The 24,229-nt window shown below is 65.2% G+C and carries 18 protein-coding genes; 10 read left to right on the forward strand and 8 right to left on the reverse strand.

Annotated features, from left to right (window positions below; genetic code table 11):
* Nucleotides 1–31: 31 nt before the first annotated feature.
* Together F7R26_RS07055 and folD are read right to left on the reverse strand one after the other, a co-directional pair.
* The gene (locus F7R26_RS07055; RefSeq protein ID WP_150993052.1) at nucleotides 32–2,146 is read right to left on the reverse strand and encodes a M3 family metallopeptidase; all 2,115 of its coding nucleotides are present in this window, start codon (nucleotides 2,144–2,146) and stop codon (nucleotides 32–34) included.
* 128 nt (nucleotides 2,147–2,274) lie between these two features.
* Nucleotides 2,275–3,126: a bifunctional methylenetetrahydrofolate dehydrogenase/methenyltetrahydrofolate cyclohydrolase FolD gene (gene folD / locus F7R26_RS07060; RefSeq protein WP_150993054.1), complete on the reverse strand. Its 852-nt coding sequence runs from the start codon at nucleotides 3,124–3,126 to the stop codon at nucleotides 2,275–2,277.
* 98 nt (nucleotides 3,127–3,224) lie between these two features.
* Between folD and F7R26_RS07065 the strand changes: the two genes are divergently transcribed.
* Nucleotides 3,225–3,917 (forward strand): hypothetical protein, encoded by a 693-nt coding sequence (locus tag F7R26_RS07065; RefSeq protein WP_150993056.1) that lies wholly within the window; start codon nucleotides 3,225–3,227, stop codon nucleotides 3,915–3,917.
* A 61-nt stretch (nucleotides 3,918–3,978) separates the two neighbouring features.
* Here the strand turns inward: F7R26_RS07065 and F7R26_RS07070 are convergent, their stop codons facing one another.
* The gene (locus tag F7R26_RS07070; RefSeq protein ID WP_150993058.1) at nucleotides 3,979–4,611 is read right to left on the reverse strand and encodes a response regulator transcription factor; all 633 of its coding nucleotides are present in this window, start codon (nucleotides 4,609–4,611) and stop codon (nucleotides 3,979–3,981) included.
* A gap of 134 nt (nucleotides 4,612–4,745) precedes the next feature.
* Entirely contained in the window at nucleotides 4,746–7,334 is a 2,589-nt protein-coding gene (locus F7R26_RS07075) for a PAS domain S-box protein (protein WP_150993060.1), read from the reverse strand.
* A gap of 430 nt (nucleotides 7,335–7,764) precedes the next feature.
* Here F7R26_RS07075 and aceE point away from each other — a divergent pair, with 430 nt between their 5' ends.
* From aceE to lpdA, 4 genes are all read left to right on the forward strand, one after another.
* Nucleotides 7,765–10,452, forward strand: coding sequence for a pyruvate dehydrogenase (acetyl-transferring), homodimeric type (aceE, locus tag F7R26_RS07080; protein ID WP_150993062.1), 2,688 nt, complete (start codon nucleotides 7,765–7,767; stop codon nucleotides 10,450–10,452).
* A 165-nt stretch (nucleotides 10,453–10,617) separates the two neighbouring features.
* Nucleotides 10,618–12,288: a dihydrolipoyllysine-residue acetyltransferase gene (aceF, locus tag F7R26_RS07085; protein WP_193692136.1), complete on the forward strand. Its 1,671-nt coding sequence runs from the start codon at nucleotides 10,618–10,620 to the stop codon at nucleotides 12,286–12,288.
* Nucleotides 12,289–12,376: 88 nt separating this feature from the next.
* Nucleotides 12,377–12,994: an Ntn hydrolase family protein gene (locus F7R26_RS07090; protein WP_150987807.1), complete on the forward strand. Its 618-nt coding sequence runs from the start codon at nucleotides 12,377–12,379 to the stop codon at nucleotides 12,992–12,994.
* A gap of 28 nt (nucleotides 12,995–13,022) precedes the next feature.
* Nucleotides 13,023–14,807, forward strand: a complete 1,785-nt coding sequence (gene lpdA / locus F7R26_RS07095; RefSeq protein ID WP_150987804.1) for a dihydrolipoyl dehydrogenase — start codon at nucleotides 13,023–13,025, stop codon at nucleotides 14,805–14,807.
* A gap of 382 nt (nucleotides 14,808–15,189) precedes the next feature.
* On the opposite strand, the gene phaP1 is transcribed toward lpdA, so the two are convergent.
* The gene (gene phaP1 / locus F7R26_RS07100; RefSeq protein WP_150987801.1) at nucleotides 15,190–15,768 is read right to left on the reverse strand and encodes a TIGR01841 family phasin PhaP1; all 579 of its coding nucleotides are present in this window, start codon (nucleotides 15,766–15,768) and stop codon (nucleotides 15,190–15,192) included.
* A gap of 468 nt (nucleotides 15,769–16,236) precedes the next feature.
* On the opposite strand from phaP1, the gene F7R26_RS07105 reads away from it, so the two are divergent.
* From F7R26_RS07105 to pbpG, 5 genes are all read left to right on the forward strand, one after another.
* A complete protein-coding gene (locus F7R26_RS07105; protein ID WP_150987799.1) occupies nucleotides 16,237–17,211 on the forward strand; it encodes a histone deacetylase family protein in 975 nt (324 codons plus the stop codon).
* On the forward strand, nucleotides 17,208–18,113 hold the full coding sequence (locus tag F7R26_RS07110; protein WP_150987796.1) for a DMT family transporter: 906 nt from the start codon (nucleotides 17,208–17,210) through the stop codon (nucleotides 18,111–18,113). The genes F7R26_RS07105 and F7R26_RS07110 overlap by 4 nt, the downstream gene beginning before the upstream one ends.
* Nucleotides 18,114–18,134: 21 nt before the next feature.
* Nucleotides 18,135–18,587 carry an acyl-CoA thioesterase gene (locus F7R26_RS07115; RefSeq protein WP_150987792.1) on the forward strand — a complete coding sequence of 151 codons (453 nt, stop codon included), beginning with the start codon at nucleotides 18,135–18,137 and terminating at the stop codon, nucleotides 18,585–18,587.
* Between the two features lie 28 nt (nucleotides 18,588–18,615).
* Nucleotides 18,616–19,317 (forward strand): nitroreductase, encoded by a 702-nt coding sequence (locus F7R26_RS07120; RefSeq protein WP_150987789.1) that lies wholly within the window; start codon nucleotides 18,616–18,618, stop codon nucleotides 19,315–19,317.
* Between the two features lie 361 nt (nucleotides 19,318–19,678).
* Complete coding sequence (gene pbpG, locus F7R26_RS07125) at nucleotides 19,679–20,824, forward strand: D-alanyl-D-alanine endopeptidase (protein ID WP_416351312.1); 1,146 nt, start codon at nucleotides 19,679–19,681, stop codon at nucleotides 20,822–20,824.
* Between the two features lie 94 nt (nucleotides 20,825–20,918).
* Here pbpG and F7R26_RS07130 read toward each other — a convergent pair whose 3' ends face one another.
* The 3 genes from F7R26_RS07130 to F7R26_RS07140 all read right to left on the reverse strand — a co-directional run bounded on the left by F7R26_RS07130 (nucleotide 20,919) and on the right by F7R26_RS07140 (nucleotide 24,067).
* Complete coding sequence (locus F7R26_RS07130; protein WP_150987782.1) at nucleotides 20,919–22,331, reverse strand: FAD-binding oxidoreductase; 1,413 nt, start codon at nucleotides 22,329–22,331, stop codon at nucleotides 20,919–20,921.
* A 30-nt stretch (nucleotides 22,332–22,361) separates the two neighbouring features.
* Complete coding sequence (locus F7R26_RS07135) at nucleotides 22,362–23,108, reverse strand: FadR/GntR family transcriptional regulator (RefSeq protein WP_150987779.1); 747 nt, start codon at nucleotides 23,106–23,108, stop codon at nucleotides 22,362–22,364.
* A gap of 173 nt (nucleotides 23,109–23,281) precedes the next feature.
* Nucleotides 23,282–24,067 (reverse strand): IclR family transcriptional regulator, encoded by a 786-nt coding sequence (locus tag F7R26_RS07140; RefSeq protein WP_150987776.1) that lies wholly within the window; start codon nucleotides 24,065–24,067, stop codon nucleotides 23,282–23,284.
* Between the last annotated feature and the right edge of the window lie 162 nt (nucleotides 24,068–24,229).

The raw sequence follows: 24,229 nt of genomic DNA on the forward strand, positions 1-24,229 counted from the left end.
TCTTCCATTCTTCGATTAACAACGTGCTGCGTTAAGCCACCGCCATGCCGCCATGCCGCAGCAGTGCGTCGATCTGTGGCGCGCGGCCGCGGAACGCGGTGAACGATTCCATGGCCGGCCGGCTGCCGCCCACCGACAGGATTTCCCTGCGGTAGCGTGCGCCGGTCTCGGCGTCGAGCACGGTGCCGGAGAGCTTCGCGGCTTCCTCGAACGCCGCGTAGACGTCGGCGGACAGCACTTCGGCCCACTTGTAGCTGTAGTAGCCCGCCGCATAGCCGCCGGCAAAGATATGGCTGAAGGTGTTCGGCCAGCGCGACAGCGGGTGCTGCGGCACCACATGGGTGCGATCGTTGATCTCCCTGGACAGCGCCAGCACGGACTTCTCGCCCGCGGGGTCGAAGCTGGTGTGCAGGTGCATGTCGAAGGACGAGAACACGATCTGGCGCAGCGTCATCATGCCGTTCTGGAAGTTCTTCGCGGCCAGCATGCGCTCGAACAGCTCGCGCGGAAGCGGCTCGCCGGTGTCGACGTGCGCGGTCATGTCGGCCAGCACCTCATACTCCCAGCAGAAGTTCTCCATGAACTGCGAGGGCAGCTCAACGGCATCCCATTCCACGCCATTGATGCCGGACACGCCGAGCTCGCCGACCTGGGTGAGCATATGGTGCAGGCCGTGGCCGAATTCGTGGAACAGCGTAATCACTTCGTCGTGGGTGAAGACCGCGGGCTTGCCACCCACCGGCGCCGTGAAGTTGCAGGTCAGGTAGGCCACCGGGGTTTGCACGCGGCCGCCGTCCAGCAGCTTGCGGCCCCGGGCGTCATCCATCCACGCGCCGCCGCGCTTGCCTTCGCGGGCGTAAAGGTCGATGTAGAACTGCGCCAGCAGCTCGCCCTCGGGTGAAACGACGCGGAAGAAGCGCGCGTCTTCGTGCCACGTCTGGGCCTGGTCGGCTTCGATGCGCACCGAGAACAGCTTCTCCACCACGCCGAACAAGCCCTTGAGCACCTGCGGCTCGGGGAAGTATTGCTTTACCTCCTGCTCGGAGAAGGCGTAGCGCTGCTCGCGCAGCTTTTCCGACGCGTAGGCTACGTCCCAGGGCGAGAGGTCGCTCAGGCCCAGCTCGCTTGCGGCGAATGCCTTTAGCTCTGCCCAGTCCTTCTCGGCGTACGGACGCGCCTTGGCGGCCAGTTCGTCCAGGAAGCGCAGCACTTCGGCCGGGGATTCCGCCATCTTGGGCACCAGCGAGACCTCGCCGAAAGTGGCGTAGCCGAGCAACTGCGCTTCTTCGCGGCGCAGCGCGAGCTGCTCGCGCATATTGGCCGTGTTGTCCCACTCGGCCTTGCCCTGGCCGTACTGCTCGGCCAGTTCCGAGGCGCGGGTGACGCTGGCTTCGTACATGGTCTGGCGCAACGCGCGGTCGTCCGCGTATTGCAGCACCGGGAAGTAGGAGGGGAAGTGCAGGGTGAATTTCCAGCCCGGCTTGCCGTCTTTTTCAGCGGCATGGCGCGCGGCCTCCAGCGCGTCTTCCGGGATGCCGCTCAGGCGGCTTTCGTCCTCGATCAGCAGCGCGTAGGCATTGGTGGCATCGAGCACGTGGTCGGAGAAGGCCTTGGACAACTGGGCCTGCTGCTCCTGGATCGCGGCAAAGCGGGGCTTCTTGTCTTCGGGCAGTTCGGCGCCGCCCAGGCGGAAACCGCGCAACTCGTTTTCCATCAGTTGGCGCCGAGCCGTGCTCATGGTGGCGAATTCGGGGCTCGCGGCGATGGCCTTGTACTTGTCATAGAGCGCCAGGCTCTGGCCCAGCGACGACCAGAACTCGGTCATGCGCGGCAGGTTGTCGCTATGCGCCTGGCGCAAGGGCGGCGTATCCGCCACCGCGCTCAGGTGGCCCACCACGCCCCAGGCGCGTCCCAGCGGCTCGGTGGCGGCTTCCAGCGCTTCCACGGCATTGGCCCAGGTGGCTTCGGTGGCCGGGTCCTCGGCGCGGTCGACGGCGGCTTGCGCGGTCGCCAGCAGCACGTCCAGCGCCGGGCCGATGTGCTCGGGGCGGATCTCGGAGAAACGCGGCAGGTCGGTGAAATCCAGCAGCGGATTGTCGCCGTTTGCGTGATTTGCAGCGTTGGCTTGGTTGGCGGCTTGATCCATGACGTCTCTCTTGGCAGGGCCCGTAAGGGCAATGCCCCGCACATTGGGGCGGGGCGGCAGGATTTCCAGTGCCAGGCAGCCCCGGCGCGCAAGGCGCCGGCGCTGTCCGTGGCAGGCCGATACGACGTTCAGCCGGCTGCGCGCTCGGCGGCTTCCAGCGTATTGATCAGCAGCATCGTAATGGTCATCGGGCCAACGCCGCCCGGCACAGGGGTGATGTAGCCGGCGACTTCCTTGACGCCGTTGAAGTCGACATCGCCGCACAGCTTGCCATTGTCGTCGCGGTTCATGCCCACGTCGATCACGGCTGCACCGGGCTTGACCATGTCAGCGGTGATGATGTTGCGCCGGCCCACGGCGGCCACGATCACGTCCGCGTCGCGGGTATGGGCGCTCAGGTCGCGCGTCTTGCTGTTGCAGATGGTGACGGTGGCGCCGGCCTGCAGCAGCAGCATCGCCATCGGCTTGCCGACGATGTTGGAGGCGCCGACCACCACCGCGCGGGCGCCGCGCAGCGGGAAATCGACCGATTCCAGCATTTTCATGCAGCCATAAGGCGTGCACGGACGGAACAGCGGGGCGCCGGTCATCAGGGCGCCGGCATTGGCCACGTGGAAGCCGTCCACGTCTTTTTCCGGGGCGATCGCTTCGAGCACTTTGTGGCTGTCGATATGCTTGGGCAGCGGCAACTGCACCAGGATGCCGTGGATGTGCGGGTCGCGGTTCAGGGCATCGATGCGGGCCAGCAGGTCGGCCTCGGACAGGTCGGCGGGGTAGCGGTCGAGCGAGGAATGAAAGCCATTGTCGTCGCAGGCCTTGACCTTGTTACGCACATAGACCTGGCTTGCCGGGTCTTCGCCCACCAGGACCACGGCCAGGCCGGGCCGGTGGCCGCGTTCGGTCAGGCGGGCGGCGCGCTGGGCGGCTTCGGTGCGGAGTTGCTTGGCAAGGGCGTTGCCGTCGATGAGTTGGGCTGGCATGGGGATGGGCGCTGGAGAGCTGGAGGTGGTCAAAGCGGAATTATAAAGGTTGACGCAACCCGGGGCGCGGGAGAGTAGGGCGCTGGTAGCATGGCCCCATGGATGCCCTGAACCCTTTTGCCACGGCCGCGGCGGCCGAACATGCCGTCCTCATCGTGCTCAGCGTGGCCGCCATGGCTTGGGCGCTGAGCCGCCGGCCTTGGCAACTGCTGCGGCGCGACGATTTGCAGCATGGCTGGCTGGGCGCGCTGGTGTTGCTGGCGCTGCTATGGACGGTCCGCGCGACGTTGCCGGGCGGGCTGGCGATCCAGCTGTTTGGCGCCACCCTGATGGTGACCCTGTTCGGGCTGCCGCTGGCCCTGCTGTCGTTGTTCGTGGTGGATCTGGTGTCGTTCCTGGGGCTGGGCTACCTGGCTGGCGACACCTGGGCCCGGCTGGACTGGGCGGCGCCATGGCCGCGCTATGTCTGGATGGGGCTCTTGCCGGCCTTGTTGTCGGCCGCGCTGCAGGGGGCGATGCGCCGGCTGCTGCCGCGTCATCCCTTCGTGTTCATCCTCGGCCATGGCTACTTTGCCGCCGGGCTGGCCGCCTTGGGCGCGGGGGCGGCGCGCGCGGTCTGGCGTAGCTACAGCGTGGGCGACGGCGTGCTCTCGCTGCCCGATACGCTGACCGCCGTGCTGATCCTGGCGTTTGGCGAGGCGTTTCTTACCGGCATGCTGGTGGCGGTGTTCGTGGTCTACAAACCGCAATGGGTCGTGACCTTTCGCGACGAGGAATATCTCCGGCGTTGAGCGGGCAGCCCGTCCGCCGGCCAGGCGGGGGCGGACTGCCTTTCTTCTTTCTGGCGCGGGCTCAACTGCTCTTGGACAGGGCCAGGCGAAGCAGGTCGGCCACGGTGTTGACGTTGAGCTTTTCCATGATGTTGGCGCGGTGCGCCTCCACGGTCTTGATGGAAATGCCCAGGTCGTCGGCAATCTGCTTGTTCAGCCGGCCGGCTACGATGCGCTCCAGCACCTGCTGCTCGCGCGTGGTGAGCTTGCCCAGCAGGTCCTTGGCGGCGCGCTGCTCGCGGGCGGCGGAATGGTCGGTGCGGGCCTTTTGCAGCATGCGCTCCACCAGCGATCGCAGTTCGGACTCATCGAACGGCTTTTCGATGAAGTCGATTGCGCCCTTCTTCATGGTGGAGACTGCCATCGGCACATCGCCGTGGCCGGTGATGAAGACGATCGGGATATTGATGTTTTCCGCGATCATGCGTTCCTGCAGCTCGGGCCCGCTCATGCCCGGCATCCGCACGTCCAGGATCAGGCAGGAGACCTGGCCCGAGTCGTAGGCGGAAAGGAACTGTTCGGCGCTGGTAAAGCTGCGAACCTGGTAGCCATTGCCCTCCAGCAGCCAGGTCAGCGAGTCGCGCATGGCTTCATCGTCGTCGACGATGAAGACGGTCTCGCCGCGGTGGGAGGTGGGGTTTGGCGTTACAGTCATGAAGTCTCCTGGGACATCAAAGTCATTTGCCGCCAAGTGTAACCGGGCCGGGCGGCAAGCGACAGGGGCGGCCCTGGCGCGCCTGATCCTGTCTTGTCAATGCCGCGCGGCCCGCCCGGCGTCTTGTTGGCCGATTATTGGTCGATCAGCGCCGGCTGCAGCGGCAGCATGATCTTGAACGTGCAGCCGATGCCGTCGGCATTGTTCTCCACCCACAGGCGCCCCTGGTGGGACTCGATGATGGAGCGGCAGATATTCAGCCCCATGCCCATGCCGTCGGACTTGGTGCTGAAGAACGGTTCAAACAGGCGTTCCTTCGTGGCCTCGTCAACGCCAGGACCCTGGTCGATCACGTCGATGCGCATATTCGGGCCGATCTCGCCCGGCTCGATGCGCGCGTGCAGGCGCACCACGCCGGTGGCGCGCAGCGCGGGCAGCCCGGCCATGGCCTCGACGGCATTCTTGAGCAGGTTGACCAGCACCTGCTCGATCAGCACCGGATCGACGAACAGCACCACTGGCGGCGGCGGCAGCCGGGTCAGGATGGTGACGCGGCGGCGGGTGGCCTCCAGGTCGGCCAGCCCGACCGCGTCGGCCACGATGTCGTGCAGCGCGGCTTCGCGGCGCTGGGGCTGGCTGCGTTTCACGAAGCCCCGGATGCGGCTGATGATGGTGCCGGCGCGCACCGCCTGCGCCGAGGTCTTTTCCAGGATCGGGATCAGGTCCTCGGCGGTGCTGCGCCCGGAGCGCAGCCGGGCCACCGCGCCCATGCAGTAGTTGTTGATGGCCGCCAGCGGCTGGTTCAGCTCATGCGCGAGCGACGACGCCATCTCGCCCATGGTGGTCAGGCGGCTGGTGAACTGCAGCCGTTCCTCATGCTGGCGCGCCATTTCCTCGGCGGCCTTGCGCACCGTGATATCGGTGGCGATCTGCATCTGCGCCAGGTGGCCGTCGACCCACTGAATGTAGCGGCGGCGCACTTCGAACCATTTCTGCATGTCGGGCACGAAGACTTCCCGCGCGTCCGAGGAGTAGGGCATCAGCTCCGAGGCAGGCAGGCCGGCGTAGGCGTCGACGAAGTCGGTGGCGTCGCTGGAGACCTGCTCCTTGTCGACCTCGCCGCCGGCCAGCTTCAGGTGGCCCTCGGCTTCCCAGCCGAACAACTGACGGTAGTAGCGGTTGGCGAACAGCAATTCGGGCTTGTCGGTGGCCAGCACGGACACCGCGGCGTCCAGGCTTTCCAGCACCGTGGTGAAGCGGTCGTGGGCGGCGGCGAGTTCCTCGCGGGCGCGCTTGGGCTCGGTGATGTCCGTCATCGAGGCCATCCAGCCGGTGTGCCTGCCGCGGCTGTCCACCAGCGGCGAGACATACATGCGGGCGTAGAAGCTGCTGCCGTCGCGCCGCATGGCGCGCATCTCATAGCCGCTGGCCGGGGACTTGCCCTGTAGCGTCAGGTCGATCTGCTTTTGCATCTCCTGATGGTCGTTGGGCGGCCAGTAGGGGAAGGGCGGAACGCGGCCGACCAGGTCGCTGTCCTGCCAGCCGGTCATGCGGCAGAAGGCGGGATTGACGTAGGTGATGCGGCCGTTCAGGTCGAGCGCACGCAACCCGATCAGCATCGAGTTTTCCATCGCGCGGCGAAATGACGTCTCGGCCAGCAGGGCGCGCTGCGCCTCGGAGCGCCGGCTGGTGTGGCGCCACATGCTCCACAGGCTCCACAAGAGGAAGCACGACAGCCCCACCACCAGCCACAGCAGCATGTTGTTGGGCAGGTTGGAGGCGGGCGGGTAGGCGTCGGCGCGCAGCGACAGCGAGTGCCCCGGCGGGTCCAGCAACACCTCGTAGGACAGCGCGTTGCCCGGCACCGGCCGCAACGAAGTGCTGGCGCGGATCTGGTTGTTCTTGTCGATCAGCGAGAAGCGGTAGCGCTCGGTCAGCTCCGGCGGCAGCAGGTGGGTCAGGATGCCGTTGATGGAGTAGAGCGCGCCCAGGGTGCCGAGGAACTCGTTGTCCCGCACGATCGGCACCTCCATCAGCATGAAGCTGTCGCCGCGGTCGTTGACCAGCGGGCGCGAGTACACCACGCGCTGGGTTTCGCGGGCGGAGTCGAAGGTATCGAGCACCTCGGGCTCCAGCGGCTGGTCCTGGGTTTCGCGCAGCCGGCTGGCGAATTCGGAGGTGGACGGCAGCGACCAGCGCCCGCGCCGGGTCGCGTCCAGCCAGTTGACGAAGACGATTTCCGGGTTCTCGCGCAGGATTTCCTGCGCGGCGGTGCGGTAGGCGCCCTGGTCCAGCTGGGCGGCGGCGATGTCGCGCGCCAGCGAGGCCAGCTGGTCCTGGTTGCTCAGCAGGGACAGGCGCACGCGCTGCTGGGCCCAGGCCGCGTCGCGATAAAGCGCGTCGCGTTGCTGCTGGCGCTCGGTTTCATGAAGCGACCACAGGATCACGCCCATTGCCACCGTGAACAGCACGATTGCCACCAGCGGGATGAACATGAACCAGCTGGTTGCCACCAGGTTGCGCCAGCGCAGCCACCACAATCCGCGCGGCGGCCCGTTGACGGCGGCGGGCTCGTCCACGTGGCCAAGCGTATCGAGGGGCGTCAGCGGGTTGGGCGGGGCGACCAGCGTAGGGTCGCTGCCGCTCGCCTTGGCGGAGCCGGAAGCGGAGGGAGGGACGACTGCGGCGCGGAGGTGGGAAAAGAAATCTTTGAGGGACGGCATGGTGGGATTGACGACTGACCGAGCAGTGTAGCGGGATTGCGGCGCCCCGTCGCTTGGGGTAAGCGCCAATGCGGCGCTGCGGCATTCCTGCCGAAGGCGCGGCGGGTGAATGGCGTTTGGCGGCAAGGGCTGGCGCAGTGTTGTGGTGCGCTGCCGCAATATTTCATATTGTAAGAAACCATATCGCAATTTGAAAATTGGGCTTGTCTTGCCCAATGTGCTTCCATAGAATCGGTCCGACCGAAAAGTGCGGACGGCAGTGCTGCGTCCGGTCCTGCCAGCCTCGCTGGCAAGCCCGGGCGAAGCGCTAGCGAAGGACCGTGCGAAGACACTCGCGGCCGGCGCGCCGTACCGTAGTCACACCGTCAGGCCGGGGCTCCCACCACAAGAATCAGGGGGCACCGAGGCAGGAATTCACCAGGAGACAGTCATGTCAGCTGTACCAGAGCAGATCCTCGGCGCAAGCAGCGCCAACGACGCCGATCCCCAGGAAACCCACGAGTGGCTTGATGCCCTGCAGGGCGTGATCGCCGCCGAAGGCACCGACAGGGCCGCCTTCCTGATCGACAAGCAGATCGAATACGCACGCGTGAACGGCGTCACCCAGCCGTTCCACGCTGAAACGCAGTACATCAACACCATCCCGGTGGAGCAGCAGGCCCGCATTCCCGGCGACCAGGACATCGAGCACCGCATCCGCTCGTACACCCGCTGGAACGCCATGGCGATGGTGCTGCGCGCCAACAAGCACACCAACGTTGGCGGCCATATTTCCTCGTTTGCCTCGGCGGCCACGCTGTATGACGTCGGCTACAACCACTTCTGGCACGCCCCGTCCGAGAAACACGGCGGCGACCTGGTGTTCGTGCAGGGCCACTCGGCCCCGGGCGTGTATTCGCGCGCCTTCCTGCTCGGCCGCCTGAGCAAGGAACAGCTCGACAGCTTCCGCCAGGAAGTCGACGGCAAGGGCATCTCGTCCTATCCGCACCCGTGGCTGATGCCGGACTTCTGGCAGTTCCCGACGGTGTCGATGGGCCTGGGCCCGATCATGGCGATCTACCAGGCCCGCTTCATGAAGTACCTGCATAGCCGCGGCCTGGTGCAGACCGAAGGCCGCAAGGTCTGGGCCTTCCTGGGCGACGGCGAGACCGACGAGCCGGAATCGCTGGGCGCGATCGGCATGGCCGGGCGCGAGAAGCTGGACAACCTGGTGTTCGTGATCAACTGCAACCTGCAGCGCCTGGATGGCCCGGTGCGCGGCAACGGCAAGATCATCCAGGAACTCGAATCCGAGTTCCGCGGCGCCGGCTGGAACGTGATCAAGGTGGTGTGGGGCAGCCGCTGGGACCAGCTGCTGGCACGCGACCACAAGGGCCTGCTGATGAAGCGCATGATGGATTGCGTGGACGGCGAGTACCAGACCTTCAAGGCCAAGGATGGCGCCTACGTGCGCGAGCATTTCTTCAATACCCCTGAGCTCAAGGCGATGGTGGCCGACTGGTCCGACGAGGACATCTGGCGCCTGAACCGCGGCGGCCATGACCCGCACAAGATCTATGCCGCCTACAGCGCCGCCAACGAGCATAAGGGTCAGCCCACGCTGATCCTGGCCAAGACCATCAAGGGCTATGGCATGGGCGACGCCGGCCAGGCCATGAACATCAGCCACCAGCAAAAGAAGATGCCGGTGGACGCGATCCGCCGCTTCCGCGACCAGTTCAACATCCCGGTCTCCGACGACAAGATCGAGGAAGTGCCGTACATCACCTTCGAGGAAGGCTCGAAGGAACTGGAATACATGCGCGCCCGCCGCATGGAGCTGGGCGGCTACCTGCCGGCCCGCCGCCAGAAGGCAGAAGCCCTGAAGGTGCCTGAGCTGTCCGCCTTCGACGCGCTGCTCAAGGCCACCAGCGAAGGCCGTGAAGTGTCCACCACCATGGCCTTCGTACGGATCCTGAACACGCTGCTCAAGGACAAGCAGATCGGCAAGCACGTGGTGCCCATCGTGCCCGACGAGTCGCGCACCTTCGGCATGGAAGGCCTGTTCCGCCAGATCGGCATCTGGAACCAGCAAGGCCAGAAGTACGTGCCGGAAGACCACGACCAGCTGATGTTCTACAAGGAATCGCAGACTGGCCAGGTGCTGCAGGAAGGCATCAATGAAGCCGGCGCCATGTGCGACTGGATCGCCGCCGCCACGTCGTACTCGACGCACGGCATCCAGATGATCCCGTTCTACATCTATTACTCGATGTTCGGCATCCAGCGTATCGGCGACCTGTGCTGGGCGGCCGCCGACATGCGCTCGCGCGGCTTCCTGCTGGGCGGCACCTCGGGCCGCACCACGCTCAACGGCGAAGGCCTGCAGCACGAAGACGGCCACTCGCATGTGTTCCATGCCGTGATCCCGAACTGCATCTCGTATGACCCGACCTTCCAGTACGAGCTGGCGGTGATCATGCAGGACGGCCTGCGCCGCATGTACGCCGAGCAGGAAGACGTCTACTACTACCTGACGGTGATGAACGAGAACTACGAGCATCCGGAAATGCCGGCTGGCGTAGAGGGCGACATCGTCAAGGGCATGTACCAGTTCAGGAAGGGCGTGGAAAACAGCAATGCGCCGCGCGTGCAACTGCTGGGTTCGGGCACGATCTTCCGCGAGGTGATCGCCGCTGCCGACCTGCTCAAGAAGGACTGGGGCGTGGAGTCGGACCTGTGGGGCTGCCCGAGCTTTACCGAACTGGCCCGCGAAGGCCACGACGTGGAGCGTTGGAACCTGCTGCACCCGACCGAGCCGCAACGCGAGTCGCACGTGACCAAGAGCCTCAAGTCGGTGCGCGGCCCGGTGATCGCCTCGACCGACTATGTGCGCGCCTTTGTCGACCAGATCCGTCCCTTCGTGCCGCGCCGTTTCGTGGTGCTGGGCACCGATGGTTTTGGCCGCTCGGACACCCGCGAGAAGCTGCGTCACTTCTTTGAGGTGGATCGTCACTGGGTGACGCTGGCAGCACTGAAGGCGCTGGCAGACGAAGGTGCCATCGGTCGCGACAAGGTGGCCGAAGCCATCAAGAAGTACAACCTCGACCCCAACAAGCCGAACCCGATGTCGGTCTAAACAGGCCGACTGCACGAACCCCCGCAGGAGCGGCAATGCCGCGTGCGCGGGCGCCGGGCTGATTCCCGGCGCCTTGCGGCGCGGCGGCGTGACAGATCACGGCGGTGAGGGTAACCTCACACGCTCGTGTTTGTCGTGCGCGCCGGCCTGCCCAGGAGACACTGAATGAGTCAAGCGATTGAAATCAAGGTGCCGGATATCGGCGATTACGACGCCGTTCCCGTCATCGAAGTGCACGTGAAACCGGGCGACACCATCAACGCGGAAGACGCGCTGGTGACGCTGGAATCGGACAAGGCCACGATGGACGTGCCTTCGCCCCAGGGCGGCACCGTCAAGGAAGTCAGGATCAAGATTGGCGACAACGTCGCCGAAGGCACCGTGCTGGTGATGCTGGAGCCCGCCGGCCAGGCTGCCTCCGCGCCCGCCCCGGCCGCAGCCGCACCGGCTGCCGCGCCGGCCCCCGCCCCGACGCCGGCTCCGGCCCCGGCGGCAGCCAGCGCTCCCGCGCCGGCCGCTGCAGCCGGCCCGGTCGAGGTCAAGGTGCCGGACATCGGTGACTACGACTCGGTCCCGGTGATCGAAGTCCACGTCAAGCCGGGCGACACCATCAACGCCGAAGACGCGCTCGTGACGCTGGAGTCCGACAAGGCCACCATGGACGTGCCGTCGCCGGCCGCCGGCGTGGTCAAGGAAGTCCGGATCAAGGTCGGTGACAACGTCGCCGAAGGCACGCTGATCCTGATTCTCGAAGGCGCCGCCGGTGCTCCGGCCAGCGCGCCTGCCGCTGCCGCACCGGCTGCTGCCCCGGCTGCCGCTGCCGCTCCGGCTCCCGCACCTGTAGCCAGCGCCCCGGCTCCGGTCCCCGCAGCCGCGCCCGCCGCGGCTGCTCCGGTAGCCGGCGTGACCGGCACCGCTGCCCATGCCAGCCCCTCCGTGCGCAAGTTCGCGCGCGAACTGGGTGTGGATGTGTCGCGCGTGCCGGGCACCGGCCCCAAGGGACGGATCACCCAGGACGACGTGCAGGCCTACGTCAAGGGCGTGATGAGCGGTCATGCCGCAGCGCCGGCAAAGGCTGCCGCTGCCCCGGCTGGTGGTGGCGAACTGAACCTGCTGCCGTGGCCGAAGGTGGACTTCACCCGTTTCGGCGAGATCGAAAGCAAGCCACTGTCGCGCATCAAGAAGCTCTCGGGCGCGAACCTGCATCGCAACTGGGTGATGATTCCCCACGTCACCAATCACGACGAGGCCGACATCACCGAGCTGGAAGCCTTCCGCGTGCAGCTCAACAAGGAATACGAGAAGCAAGGCGTCAAGGTCACCATGCTGGCCTTCATGATCAAGGCCGCCGTCGCCGCGCTGAAGAAATTCCCGAATTTCAACGCTTCGCTCGATGGCGAGAACCTGGTGCTGAAGCAGTATTTCAACATTGGTTTCGCCGCTGACACGCCGAACGGCCTGGTTGTGCCGGTGATCAAGAACGCCGACAAGAAGGGCGTGATCGAGATCGGCCAGGAAATGAACGAACTGGCCAAGCTGGCGCGCGACGGCAAGCTCAAGCCGGACCAGATGCAAGGCGGCTGCTTCTCGATCTCCTCGCTGGGCGGCATCGGCGGCACGTATTTCACGCCGATCATCAACGCGCCGGAAGTGGCCATCATGGGCGTGTGCAAGTCGTACCAGAAGCCGGTGTGGGATGGTAAGCAGTTCGTGCCACGGCTGACGCTGCCGCTGTCGCTGTCGTGGGATCACCGCGTCATCGACGGTGCGGAAGCGGCTCGCTTCAACACCTATTTCGGTCAGTTGCTGGCCGATTTCCGCCGCATCCTGCTGTAAGGCGGGCAGGGCGCGCCGGGCCTCGCGGCCATGCGCGCCCTTACCTGCAACGTCTGCAACCTGCAACCTGCAAACAGGAAGCGAGCCCATGACTACCTGCGTTGTCGTCAAGAAGGCCGGCGAAGTGGCGATTGCCGCCGACGCGCTGGTGACGTTTGGCGACACCCGGCTCACGCGCGCCTACGAGCGCAACCAGAAGGTGTTCCCGGTGGGTGACAGCTTCGTGGCGCTTGCCGGCACCACCGCGCACTTCCCGGTCATGCGCAGCCTGTTGGCGGGGCTGGGCGAGGATTGCCGGCTGGGTTCGCGCGATGACGTCTTCCGGACCTTCCTCAAGGTGCATGAAAAACTCAAGAACGAGTATTTCATCAACACCAAGGAGGACGAGGACGATCCTTACGAGTCCTCGCAGATCGTCTGCCTGATTGCCAATCCGGCCGGCATTTTCGGCGTGTATTCGTACCGCGAAGTCTTCTCGTTCGATCGCTTCTGGGGCATTGGCTCGGGGCGCAACTACGCGTTGGGCGCCATGCACGCGGTCTACGACCAGCCGGGCCTGGCCGCCCGCGAGATTGCGCGCATCGGGGTGGATGCAGGGGTGGAGTTCGACAAAAGTTCGGCAGGCCCGGTCGAGGTGCAGGTGGTGCAACTGGCTGACATGGCTGGCGACGGAGCAACCAATAACGATGGCGCGCCCCGCATCTGAAGCGGAGCGCGTTCTTGAGGAGCAAAACATGAGTGTGATCGAAGTCCAGGTGCCGGATATCGGCGATTTCGACGCGGTGGAAGTCATCGAGGTGCTGGTCAAGGCTGGCGATACGGTCGAGCAGGAGCAATCGCTGATCGTGCTCGAGTCCGACAAGGCCAGCATGGATGTGCCGTCGTCCGCCGCCGGCAAGGTGGTGGAGGTGCGCATCAAGGTGGGCGACAAGGTTGCCAAGGGTGCCGTCATCTGCACGCTGGAGAGCGAAGCCGCAGCCAAGCCGGCCGCCGCGCCGGTCCCTGCGCCCGCGCCTGCGCAGGTATCGGCGCCTGTCGCGGCCGCGGCTCCGGCTCCCGTGGCCGCCGCGCATGCAGGCAGCGCGGATATTACCTGCGACATGCTGGTGCTCGGCGCCGGCCCTGGTGGCTACTCGGCCGCCTTCCGCAGCGCCGATCTCGGCATGAACACCGTGCTGGTCGAACGCTACAGCACGCTCGGCGGCGTCTGCCTGAACGTGGGCTGCATCCCCTCCAAGGCGCTGCTGCACAACGCCGCCGTGATCGACGAAGCCAAGGCCCTGGCGGCCCACGGCATCCTGTTCGGGGAGGCCAAGATCGACCTCGACGGGCTGCGCCACTACAAGGAAACCGTGGTCGGCAAGCTGACCGGCGGCCTGGCCGGCATGGCCAAGGCGCGCAAGGTACAGGTCGTGCGCGGTATCGGCACCTTCCTCGATCCGCATCACCTCGAGGTGCAGGAAACCGAAGGTGACGCCAAGGCGACGACAGGCAAGAAGACGGTGATCCGCTTCGAAAAAGCCGTCATCGCCGCCGGCAGCCAGGCGGTCAAGTTGCCTTTCATCCCCGAGGACCCGCGCATCGTCGACTCCACCGGTGCGCTGGAACTGCCGGAAGTGCCCAACAAGATGCTGGTCATTGGCGGCGGCATCATCGGGCTGGAAATGGCCACCGTGTACAGCACGCTGGGCGCCAGCATCGACGTGGTGGAAATGCTTGATGGCCTGATGCAGGGTGCCGACCGCGACCTGGTCAAGGTCTGGGACAAGATGAACAAGAAGCGCTTCGACAAGGTCATGCTCAAGACCAAGACGGTCGGCGTGGAAGCGAAGCCGGACGGCATCTACGTCAAGTTCGAAGGCGAGCAGGCGCCGGCCGAGCCGCAACGCTACGACCTGGTGCTGGTGTCGGTGGGCCGCGTGCCCAACGGCAAGCGCATCGGCGCGGAGAAGGCGGGGGTGGCGGTCACGGATCGCGGCTTTATCGACGTCGACAAGCAGATGCGCACCAATGTGCCGCACATCTTCGCTATCGGCGACATCGTCGGCCAGCCCATGCTGGCCCACAAGGCGGTGCACGAAGCGCACGTGGCAGCGGAAGCCGCGCACGGCGAGAAGGCTTACTTTGACGTCAAGCAGATCCCGTCAGTGGCCTACACCGATCCGGAGGTGGCCTGGGCGGGCGTGACCGAAGACCAGTGCAAGGCGCAGGGGATCAAGTACGGCAAGAGCGTGTTCCCGTGGGCAGCATCGGGCCGTGCCATTGCCAATGGCCGCGACGAAGGCTTTACCAAGCTGATCTTCGACGAGGAAACCCACCGGATCATCGGTGGCGGCATCGTCGGCATGCATGCAGGCGACCTGATCAGCGAAGTCTGCCTGGCAATCGAGATGGGTGCCGATGCAGTGGATATCGGCAAGACCATCCACCCGCACCCGACGCTGGGCGAATCCATCGGCATGGCAGCCGAGATCTACGAAGGTGTCTGCACCGACGTCCCGCCGCCGCGCAAGCGCTAAGCACCGGACGTTAGCGACACGAGAGTGAGGCCCGCCGTATGGCGGGCCTTTTTACGTCTTGATTCGCAATTAACCGCCATACTTTTTGCCACATACGCTTGCGGCTGCGCCGGCCAAAGCTTGCCCGCAGCGGGGAGGGCGTGTGTCCTTGTGTCCGAGTACCTGCTTGCCAATGTGTCGCAGGCAAAAAAAATCCCGGCGCATGGCCGGGAATGAATCGATATTGGAATACATGGAAACCAGATACCGAGGAGACACCGTAGGAGGGCAGGGCGGCTTGGGTAGCCTTCCGTGCTGCCTTCGTTCGCAAAATGCGCTGGCCAGGCCAGGCGCGCTTTGCCAACGAACCGGCCGAAGCCGGTCCGTTTCCTGCCGTCGCGGATCAGGCGGCGGTGGTGGCCTTCTTGGTCGCGGTGCGAGCCGTGGCGCTGGCTTGCTGTGCGGCCTTGGTGGCGGCGCTGGCGGCTGCCTGGAAGTTGGTCTCAGCGATTTCAACAGCTTGCTTGGTGGCCTTCTGGACCGACTCGTAAGCGTTGTTGGCGGCGCTGATCGCGGACTTCACGATGGCAACGGTCGACTCGGAGCCGGCCGGGGCGTTCTTGGCGAGGTTCTCGACCAGGGTTTGCACCTTCTTCGAGTTCTCGGCCAGTTGGGCTTCGGCGACCTTGGTGAATTCAGCCTGGGTTTCCGAGGCGATTTCGTACACGTGGCGGCTGTACGCCAGGGCCTTTTCGGCAACCGGCTGGACCAGCGAGGTCTGGAGAGCCAGGAATTCCTGGGCGTCCTTGGCCGAGAGGGCCTTCTTGGCGTTGTCCACGTTTTCAGCGAACGTGGCCTTGACGACTTGCAGGTTCAGCTCGACCAGCTTTTCGATGCCTTCAAAAGCTTTGGTGGTCAGGCCAAACAGGGTTTCGAGGTTGGCTTTTTGCGCTGCGGCGACTTGTTCCGGGGTGAAGCTCATGCTGGTCTCCAATAATGAAGTTCAAGGTCATGCAAAATTAGGCCGCCCAGATGTCAAAGCCATGACGAAATAAGGGTTGAACCTGATTTCTCGTCAGCCAGCCCCAGGCGTAAGGGGGTTATCGGCGCGCTCCGCTTGCTCTGCAAAATCGATGGTGCGCCGCAACAATTCCAATTGTAGGGAAAAGAAAATCGGTGTCAAGGGCTTCTTGTGCATCGCACAAATAACTGTTGTTGAAGTCGGTGCACTGTCACATTTTGGCTGCGTAGCTTCGGCAGGCGTGCCACGCCCGGCACCTTGCGGGGGGAGGAAGGGGAGGGGTGGCGCACCCCGGGACCCGCACAGTGCTACCATCGCGGTCTGCCGGAATCGCCGTCTCCCAAGGGCCCGACCCGCCGGCCGATGCGCCACGGCCAAGTCGCCGCGACCGGCCGCCGCCGGTCAGCCTGCCCGCCTATGTTTGCCCTCATGCTCGCTTTTTACGCCGATCATTTTGTCCTGCCCCTGCCTGAGGGCCACCGCTTCCCGATGCGCAAGTACAGCATGTTGAGGGAGACGGTCGAGCGCGATGTGCCGGGGCTGGTGCTGGTCGAGGCGCCGCGGGCCGGGGACGATGCCTTGCTGCTGGCGCACACGCCTGCATATGTCGCGAGCGTCTCCCGGGGCGAACTGGACCCGGCGCGCCAGCGCGAGATCGGCTTTCCCTGGTCGGACGCCATGGTCGAGCGCTCGCGACGCTCCGCTGGTGCCACCATCGAGGCCTGCCGCGTAGCGCTGCGTGAGGGCATCTCGGTCAACCTGGCGGGTGGCACGCACCATGCCTATGCCGATAAGGGCGGTGGCTTCTGCGTCTTCAACGATGCGGCCATCTCCGCGCGCCAATTGCGTGGCGATGGCCGGGTGGTGCGCGTGGCCGTGGTCGACCTCGACGTGCACCAGGGCAACGGCACCGCCTCCATCCTGCGTGACGATCCCTTCGTCTTCACGCTGTCCCTGCATGGCGAGAAAAACTATCCCTTCCGTAAGGAGGCCAGCGATCTCGACGTAGGCCTGCCCGACGGCTGCGACGACGAGACTTACGCCCAAGCGCTGCAGGGCGCACTCGATACGCTGTTCGCGCGTTTCGCTCCCGACCTGCTCATTTATCTAGCCGGGGCCGATCCGCATGAGGGCGACCGGCTTGGACGCCTGAAACTGACGCTGGCCGGCCTGGCCCGGCGGGACTGCCTGGTGTTCGACGCGGCCCTGGAACGCGGCCTGCCCATTGCCGTGACCATGGCCGGCGGCTACGGCAACCAGATCGAGAACACCGTCGCGGTGCATGCGCAGACCATCGCGCTTGCCGCGCAATATCACGAACGCTATGCCCGGCGCGGCAAGCCGGACGCAGCGGGTGCAGGTGCGATCCTGCCCACCGGCGATATGGAGAAGGCACAACGATGAGTGCAACCAGCCAGGCCCACGCAGCGCGCGGCACCTTGTGGATGGCTGCCATGCCGTGGCTGTTCGTCGTGATCTGGAGCACGGGATTCATCGTCGCCAAGTACGGCATGCCGCACGCGGAGCCGATGACCTTCTTGTTTCTGCGCTTTGTCGGCGTGCTGGTGCTGATGGTGCCCTTCGTGTTGATGGCGCGCGTCCCGCTGCCGCAGCGCGCCGGGGCGACCGACTGGCGCATGGTCGGGCACATCGCGCTGGCAGGGCTGTTCCTGCAGGCGGGCTACCTGGGTGGCGTGTGGGCAGCGGTCAAGCTCGGCATGCCGGCGGGCGTCTCCGCACTGATCGTCGGCATGCAGCCGATCCTGACTGCACTCGCGGCCTCGCGCATGGGCGAGACCATCGGGCGGCGCCAGTGGCTGGGGCTGCTGCTCGGCATCCTTGGCGTGGGCCTGGTGGTGGCAAACAAACTGTCGGCCAGCGGGCTGTCCGCACCAAGCCTGCTGCTGGCGCTGGGCGCCTTGTTTTCGATCACCTTCGGCACGCTGTACCAGAAACGCCATTGCCCGATGTTCGACCTGCGCATGGGCTCGGTGATCCAGTTCGCGGCGGCGGCGCTGGCCTGCCTGCCGTTCATGTTCCTGACCGAAACCCGTCACGTTGAGTGGAATGCCGAGATGGTTGGCGCGCTCGCCTGGTCGGTGGTCGCGTTGTCCATCGGGGCCATCTCGCTGCTGTTCCTGTTGATCCGACAAGGCGCGGCCACCAAGGTATCCAGCCTCATGTATCTCACCCCGCCGACCACTGCCGCCATGGCGTGGCTGTTGTTCGGCGAGAGCTTCCCGCCGCTGGCCGCGCTTGGCATGGCCCTGGCCGCCGGTGGCGTTGCACTGGTGATCCGCCGCTAATTTTCCCTTTTCGCGCTTTCGATGAAACCGACCGCAGATACCCGCAGCGCCTATCGTCATTTCCAGCCCATCACCACGCGCTGGATGGATAACGACGTCTATGGCCACGTCAACAACGTCATCTACTACAGTTATTTCGATACCGTGGTGAACACCTACCTGATCCGGGAGGGCGTGCTGGATATCGAGTCCGGCGACACCATCGGGCTGGTGATCGAGACACAATGCAATTATTTTGCCGCGCTGAGTTTTCCCGACACGGTGGTGGCGGGGCTGCGCGTGGCGCGGCTGGGCAATTCGAGCGTGCGCTACGAAGTGGGCCTGTTCCGCAACGACGAAGACGTAGCTGCGGCGCAGGGCCATTTTGTTCACGTCTATGTGGATCGCGCCACGCGCCGCCCGGTGCCGCTGCCGCCCGCACTGCGCGATGCGCTGCAGGCCCTGGTGTGCGAGCCCGCGGATGCCGGTGCATGATCCGGCCCGCGCAAAGGAGTTAACAACCATGGATTCGCTGCAGAAACGGAGCGTCGCCCTGATCGATCAGGCCATCATCACCCGCCGCTCGGTGCGCGCGTTTCTCGATACGCCGGTGCCGCGCGATGTGGTCAACGAGATCCTGGCCGTGGCCAGCCGGGCGCCGTCGGGCACCAACGCCCAGCCATGGCGGGTCTATGTCCTGACTGGCGATGCCAAGGTGAAGCTGTCGGCCGACGTGCTGGCCGCTTACGACGATCCGCAGCGCGACAGCAAGTATCGCGAGGAGTATCCCTACTATCCACGCGAGTGGGTGGCGCCGTACATTGACCGCCGCCGCAAGGTAGGTTGGGACCTGTACAGCCTGCTGCAGATCAGCCGCGAGGACAAGGCGCGCATGCATGCGCAGCACGCGCGCAACTTCACGTTCTTCGGCGCCCCGGTGGGCATGATCTTCACGATCGACCGCATCCTGGAACTGGGCAGCTGGCTGGACTATGGCATGTTCCTGCAAAGCATCATGGTGGCGGCGCGGGCGCGCGGGCTGGATACCTGTCCGCAGGCGGCGTTCACCCAGTTCCACGCGGTCATCAGCAATCACCTGCGCCTGCCGGCGGATGAAATGGTGGTGTGCGGTATGGCCCTGGGCCATGCCGACCCCGCCGCCATAGAGAATACCCTTAGTACCGAGCGTGAACCGGTAAGCGGGTTCGCGCGTTTCTTATCTTAAGACGTTGTCGGCGGCGAAGGCCCGCTTTGATCCGTCGCTGCCTGTTGGCTCGGGGCAACCCGACGGGCGGGTGAGAAAGATGAAACGGTGTGGAATTACCACAGTCGACGTCGGTCTTAATGCACGTGTCATGTGATTATTGCACCGCATTTTCCGTAATGTGGAATTGTTTGCAAATCGAACTTTAAAGAGGCTTCGTAAGTCTTTAATCTTGCTAACAATTTCTTTTTTTCCTAAACTGGCGCAATCCTAGTTGCGCGCTGAATGAATCATGTTCCGGTCTGATTCCCCCCTATTTTTGCGATTCTTCGGCTCTACCCCTCTTACTTCGGTTGCGGCCTCTGTGCTGTTGACCGTTTCCATGCTGGCCGCCCCTGTGGCCGATGCCGCGACGAAAACGTCGGACACCGCCAAAACCAGCAAAAAGTCGGCAAAAGTCGCCAAGTCCGAGAAAAAGTCGGCAAGCTCTCCCTCTAAATCCGCAAAATCCAAGCAGGTCGCGACCAGCGGCAAGGCCGAGCGCGCCACGACGCGCAAGGTCGTGGTACTGAAGAACGGCAAGCGCACCGTCGTCGCGCAGCGCCAGGCGGTGCCGGTTCGCGCGGCGTTCATCCCCGCGAAACCCTCGCTGGGCGAGGCGCTCGGCCTGCGTGACACCGAAGACGCGCTCGCGCTACGCTCCAGCGTGGCGCTGGTGATGGATCAGAACTCCAACGAAGTGCTGTTCCAGAAGAACGCCGCCGCGGTCCTGCCGATCGCCTCGATCACCAAGCTGATGACCGCCCTGGTTGTGATGGACGCGCGCCAGCCGATGGACGAGGTGCTCACCATCACCGAGGAAGACCGCGACAACGAAAAGCACAGCAGTTCGCGCCTGCGCTTTGGCGCGCAGCTCTCCCGTCAGGAGGCGCTGCTGCTGGCGCTGATGTCCTCGGAGAATCGTGCGGCATCGGTGCTGGGCCGCAGCTACCCGGGCGGCCTGCCGGCCTTTGTGCAAGCCATGAACCGCAAGGCACGCGAGCTCGGCATGAACGACAGCCACTTTGTCGATTCGAACGGCTTGTCGAGCAGCAATGTCTCGAGCGCGATGGACCTCGTGCGCATGGTCAACGCGGCGTACCGCAATCCCACCATCCGCGAGTTTTCGACGCAGACCGAGCATGAGATCAATGTACTGGGACGTACCCAGCACTACGTCAGCACCAACCGCCTGGTTCGCGGCGGCAACTGGGAGATCGGCCTGCAGAAAACAGGCTTTATCTCCGAGGCTGGCCAGTGCCTGGTGATGCAGGCACGCGTCAATGGCCGCAATGTGGTGATGGTGTTCCTGGATTCCGTTGGCAAGCTGTCCCGCTTTGCCGATGCCAATCGCGTCAGGGACTGGCTGGAACACGTGCAGACCGGGCCTGGCCGCCCTTTTCCGACGTCCCCAAACCTGACGCAGGGGCCTGGCAGCCCCACTAGCCCCCAGGCAATCCTGACCGCCCAGCAGCCTCGCGGCATCTGATGGCGGCGCCGGAGTGATCTGGCCGCCTGCTGCTTGTAGTCAAGAAAAACGCGCCGTCACCGGCGCGTTTTTCTTTGGGGCGTGGGCGGCGCGCTTAGAGCAGCTTGCCCGGATTCATGATGCCGGCCGGATCCAGCAACTGCTTGATGCCCTGCATCATGCGCAGCTCGAGCGGGTCCTTGAGGCGCAGGAAATCGTCGCGTTTGAGCTGGCCGATGCCATGCTCGGCGCTGATGCTGCCGCCGTAGCGCGCCACCTCATCCAGCACTTCGGCGGTCAGCGCCTTGCCATGCTGCGCGGTCCAGTCGCGCTCCGCGCCCGCGGGGCGCGACAGGTTGTAATGCAGGTTGCCGTCGCCGAAATGCCCGAAGATAAACGGGCGGATGCTGGGGCTGATGGCCTTGAGGCGCGCCTCCATCGACACCATGAAGGCCGGGATCTGCTCGATCGGCAGCGACACATCGTGCTTCAGGTGTGGCCCGTCGGCGCGCTGGGCTTCGGAGATTTCCTCGCGCAGCTTCCACAGGCTCTGCAGTTGTGACAGCGACGCAGAGACGGCGGCGTCCAGGCACAGCTCGCGCTCCAGCGCCTCGCCAATCACGCGCTCCAGCAGCACGTTGAGGGCGGCTTCGTCGGTGGTGTCAGCCAGCTCCACCAGCACATAGGCGGGGTAGCGTTGGCTGAAGGGCTCCTGCACGCCTTCCGCGTGCTTGAGCACGAGGTCGACGCAATCGCCGGTGAAGAATTCGAAGGCTTGCAGGCGAGCGCCGCACTGCGCGAAGAGCAGCTCGAAGAGCTCCAGCGCCTGCAGCGGGGAGGCCACTGCCGCAAGCACCACCGAGCGTGCGTCGGTGCGCGGAAACAGGCGCAGCGCTGCCGCGGTAATGACGCCCAGCGTGCCTTCGGAGCCGATCAGCAATTGCTTGAGATCGTAGCCGGTGTTGTCCTTGCGCAAGGCGCGCAGGCCGTGAAAGATCTCGCCGTTGGGCAGTACGGCTTCCACGCCCAGCACCAGCTCGCGGGTCATGCCGTAGCGCACCACATTGACCCCGCCCGCGTTGGTCGCGAGATTGCCGCCGATCTGGCAGGAGTCCTCGGCGGCCAGGCTGAGCGGCAGCAGGCGATGCGCCTCCTGCGCGGCGCGCCGCAGGTTGCCCAGGATGCAGCCCGCTTCGGCGACGAGTGTGTTGGCGATGGTATCGATCGAGCGGATCGCGTTCATCCGGTCCATGCTCAGCACCACGTTGGCGGGGCTGCTGTCCGGCGCGGCACCGCCGCACAGGCCGGTGTTGCCACCACGCGGCACCACCGGGACCGCGGCTTGCTGGCACAAGGCCAGGCAACGTGCCACTTCATCCACCGAGCGCGGGCGCACCACGGCCTGCGCATTGCCTCGGTAAAGGCCGCGCCAGTCGGCGAGCCACGGCGCAACCTGGTCTGGCTCGGTGGCGACCACGTCGGGGCCTAGCGCTTCGATCAGGCGGGGCAGGAAAGCTGAGTTTTGCATGATGGGTCTATCCGGAGTGGCAATGCGGCTTCAGGCCGCGGAATGAGTGGGGTCCTGGCCGCTGGTGCGGGGCGTGCCGCGCGCTGCCATTTGCAGGCCCAGGCGCGCCGCCGCGCCGCGCAGGTGGGCTACCGCCGCGGCCCGTGCTTGTTCAGGGTCGCCCGCGCGAATCGCGTGGAAGATGGCCAGGTGTTCCTGGTGGACCTGTTCGGACAGGCCCTCCTGCTGGCGGGTATTGAGCCGCGCCACATGCACGGTCTGGTGCAGTTGCAGGTTCAGGTACTGCAGCAGCTGCAGGTAGTACTTGTTGTGGGTGGCGGTGGCGATCGCCACATGGAACGCGGTGTCCGCCTCAGCGCTGTGGTGCGGGTCGTGCAATTGCGCCGCGAGCCGGTCCAGCAGCGCCTGCATGCCGGCGACATCCTGCGCGGTGCGCCGCAGCGCCGCCAGCGCGGCGGCGGCGCTCTCCAGGTCGAGCCGCAGCTCGTAGATGCTGGCCAGTTCGTCGCGATCGATGCCGATCTCCTGCGGCAGCTGGAAGCCGGCATTGCCCACGCGCGAGCGCACCGTGCTGCCCACGCCCTGGCGGCTTTCAACCAGGCCTTGGGAGCGCAGGTGCTCGGTCACCTCGCGGATGACGGCGGGGCTGACACCGTATTGCTCGGCAAGCTGCTTGCCGGTCGGCAGCCGGGCGCCAACGGGGTAGGTGCCGCTGGCGATCTCGGCGCGCAACTGCTGGGTTACCTGTTCGGTGAGGGTGATGGCTTTGGTCCGCATGCCCAGCAGGATATAGCTATTCAGGTTATCTGAAAACTAAGGGTATATACCTAGTATTTGGTTGAGGCTATGCGGAGTGGGAGGGCGAGAGGGGGAAAGGAAAGGGGAAGCGGGCGAGGCAAGGGTTCGGCGCGAAGGGAGCGTGGCTCCCTGCGCCGTCGACCCCGCCGTACTCAGGCTGCGACGTCAGTCGCGTAGCCCATGCCGCGCGAGATCTGCAACGCGGTGTCCTTCAGGTTTTGCAGCCAGCTGTCCTGCAGGCGGTCGGCCGGGGCCGAGAGCGACAATCCGGCCACCAGACGGCGCGAGTCATCGTAGATGCCGGCGGCGATGCAACGCACGCCGAGTTCCAGCTCTTCGTTGTCGCGCGCATAGCCGTTGGTGCGTACCCAGTTGAGTTCGCGCTCGAGCTTGATCAGGTCGGTGATCGAGGTGCGGGTGTGGCCGGCCAGCCCGGTGCGGGTGGCGTAGTTGCGAACGCGCGCCACTTCATCGGCGGCCAGGAACAGCTTGCCGACCGAAGTCAGGTGCAGCGGGGCGCGGCCGCCAATGGCGCGCACCACCTGCATGCCGGAGCGCTCGCTATAGGCGCGCTCGATGTAGACGATCTCGTCGCCTTGCCGCACCGACAGGTTCACCGTCTGGCCCGTCACGCGGTGCAGGGCCCGCATCGGTGCCAGCGCGGCGTCGCGTACCGACAGCCGGGCCTTGACCAGGTTGCCGAGCTCCAGCAGCCGCATGCCAAGCCGGTAGCTGCCCGGATCGGAGCGGTCCACAAAGCGGCAGGCCACCATGTCATTGAGGATACGGTGCGCTGTGGAAGGGTGCAGCCCGGTGGTCAGCGACAGCTCCTTGAGGCTGACCGGATCAGCGTGCTGGGCGAGTGCATCCAGCAGGGTCATCATGCGTTCGATGACCTGGATGGATGTCTTGCCGGGGGCTTTGTCTGCTTCTGCCATGGGGAAATGTTGCCGTGCGGCAAATTAAGCGGTTGCCTGATTCTATCTCGCATTGTGAAAATTTCAATAGGTGAAATGGCATCGCCGAAAGAATCTTCTGATTTTGCTGATGGCGAATGTGTAGAGAAAGGCATGCGAAAATGCGGCGAATTCACCCCTGCC

This window comes from Cupriavidus basilensis (assembly GCF_008801925.2).
In the GTDB taxonomy this organism is placed as follows: Bacteria; Pseudomonadota; Gammaproteobacteria; order Burkholderiales; family Burkholderiaceae; genus Cupriavidus; species Cupriavidus basilensis.

Bases quoted from the DNA above. Each gene is read 5' to 3' on its own strand.
- F7R26_RS07055 (WP_150993052.1), bottom strand. From the start codon at position 2,146: ATGGATCAAGCCGCCAACCAAGCCAACGCTGCAAATCACGCAAACGGC.
- folD (WP_150993054.1), bottom strand. From the start codon at position 3,126: ATGCCAGCCCAACTCATCGACGGCAACGCCCTTGCCAAGCAACTCCGC.
- F7R26_RS07065 (WP_150993056.1), top strand. From the start codon at position 3,225: ATGGATGCCCTGAACCCTTTTGCCACGGCCGCGGCGGCCGAACATGCC.
- F7R26_RS07070 (WP_150993058.1), bottom strand. From the start codon at position 4,611: ATGACTGTAACGCCAAACCCCACCTCCCACCGCGGCGAGACCGTCTTC.
- F7R26_RS07075 (WP_150993060.1), bottom strand. From the start codon at position 7,334: ATGCCGTCCCTCAAAGATTTCTTTTCCCACCTCCGCGCCGCAGTCGTC.
- aceE (WP_150993062.1), top strand. From the start codon at position 7,765: ATGTCAGCTGTACCAGAGCAGATCCTCGGCGCAAGCAGCGCCAACGAC.
- aceF (WP_193692136.1), top strand. From the start codon at position 10,618: ATGAGTCAAGCGATTGAAATCAAGGTGCCGGATATCGGCGATTACGAC.
- F7R26_RS07090 (WP_150987807.1), top strand. From the start codon at position 12,377: ATGACTACCTGCGTTGTCGTCAAGAAGGCCGGCGAAGTGGCGATTGCC.
- lpdA (WP_150987804.1), top strand. From the start codon at position 13,023: ATGAGTGTGATCGAAGTCCAGGTGCCGGATATCGGCGATTTCGACGCG.
- phaP1 (WP_150987801.1), bottom strand. From the start codon at position 15,768: ATGAGCTTCACCCCGGAACAAGTCGCCGCAGCGCAAAAAGCCAACCTC.
- F7R26_RS07105 (WP_150987799.1), top strand. From the start codon at position 16,237: ATGCTCGCTTTTTACGCCGATCATTTTGTCCTGCCCCTGCCTGAGGGC.
- F7R26_RS07110 (WP_150987796.1), top strand. From the start codon at position 17,208: ATGAGTGCAACCAGCCAGGCCCACGCAGCGCGCGGCACCTTGTGGATG.
- F7R26_RS07115 (WP_150987792.1), top strand. From the start codon at position 18,135: ATGAAACCGACCGCAGATACCCGCAGCGCCTATCGTCATTTCCAGCCC.
- F7R26_RS07120 (WP_150987789.1), top strand. From the start codon at position 18,616: ATGGATTCGCTGCAGAAACGGAGCGTCGCCCTGATCGATCAGGCCATC.
- pbpG (WP_416351312.1), top strand. From the start codon at position 19,679: ATGCTGGCCGCCCCTGTGGCCGATGCCGCGACGAAAACGTCGGACACC.
- F7R26_RS07130 (WP_150987782.1), bottom strand. From the start codon at position 22,331: ATGCAAAACTCAGCTTTCCTGCCCCGCCTGATCGAAGCGCTAGGCCCC.
- F7R26_RS07135 (WP_150987779.1), bottom strand. From the start codon at position 23,108: ATGCGGACCAAAGCCATCACCCTCACCGAACAGGTAACCCAGCAGTTG.
- F7R26_RS07140 (WP_150987776.1), bottom strand. From the start codon at position 24,067: ATGGCAGAAGCAGACAAAGCCCCCGGCAAGACATCCATCCAGGTCATC.